Below are 1,228 nucleotides of genomic sequence, written 5' to 3'. Positions count from 1 at the left end.
AGGGGGCGTGCCCCCTCCCCGCCAGCCCCACCCCCAATGGCGATTCTCCCACGGTCCACTGCATGGGGATGTTCGAGGAAAAAGGTTGATCCTAGGGACAGCCGGGCCCAGCGTTAACCTCATCAGGAAAGGATGAAGATGGAACACGGTTTCAGCAGAACCGGTAGTTCCGCTCTTCTATAGCAAGATACAGCTCCCCGTGTCCAGTCCGGAACCAACGGTACCGGCGAGACGATCTAATGACTGCCGGTCTCTTCACTCCTCCCCGGTCCAGCCCTCTCGCACCCACCGTTCGTACCCGTCCGGCCGCCAGTCCCGGTTCGCCCGCACTATCTCGGCGAAGTACTTCCGGTTCTCCGCCATCCGGGCCTCCTGATCGGGATGGCGCGGCCGGTCCCTGACGGCGAGGACGAGTTGCCGCCCGAGATCGCGTGCCGCCGGTTCCGCCCGGTCGAGCGCCTCCGGGTCGTCATCGAGTGCGACGCTCATCCCCCCGACCGTCGTCACCCCGAGGTAGTTGAGCGCGTGGTTCAGGTAGCCCGTGACCGCATCGCCTCCCGAGACCTGGGTGGTCGCGACGCTGCAGCCGTATTTTCCGGCGAAGTTCTGGTAGTGCATCGCGTCCGCCAGCCGGTCGATGAAGACCTTCATCTGCCCGCTGACGTTGTCGACGTAGACCGGCGAGGCGAGCACCAGCCCGTCGGCATCCCGCATCCGGTCGTATGCGGCGGGGAGATCGTCGGCAAAGACGCACGTCCCGTCCAGGCTGCAACTCTCGCAGGCGGTGCAGGGGGTGACCTGCAGGTCGGCGAGATCGATGAGGTCGATATCGGCACCGGCCTCTTCTGCCCCGGCAAGCACGAAGTTCACTAGTTTTCTTGTCCTGCTCCGCATCCCCCGTGGGCTTCCCACAACTGCAGTTATCTTCACTCTTCTGTCACATCCGGAAGGAAGCGTTGGCCCCGGCGCGGGAAAATAGTTTAGAACCCGGAAGGCAGTCCCCTCTGTGAGGCGGTGCGCGAACGTATGGAAGTTGGTTGATCCTGGCCTCTTTAGGTGATCGCCAGAACCGTTTGGGTTCGTGAAAAGTCCCGTACAGTGGATCATGGGGATATCGCCATGACTGCCCCCGCCCCTTTGGGGCGGGGAGGAGGCCGAAGGCCGGGTGGGGTGGGGGTTGTAGACATCAGTTTAGGAGTGGAGACAGGGGAGGGGGATGCTCCCCCCT

General features: G+C 63.5%; 1 protein-coding gene. It reads right to left on the bottom strand.

Annotated elements, in window-relative coordinates:
- Nucleotides 1-255 precede the first annotated feature (255 nt).
- Entirely contained in the window at nucleotides 256-930 is a 675-nt protein-coding gene (locus L21_RS07525) for a flavodoxin family protein (RefSeq protein ID WP_074369872.1), read from the bottom strand.
- Nucleotides 931-1,228: the final 298 nt, after the last annotated feature.

Source organism: Methanoculleus chikugoensis (assembly GCF_900095385.1).
GTDB classification, from domain to species: Archaea; Halobacteriota; Methanomicrobia; order Methanomicrobiales; family Methanoculleaceae; genus Methanoculleus; species Methanoculleus chikugoensis_A.
This window is presented reverse-complemented; position numbering and strand designations above follow the sequence as displayed.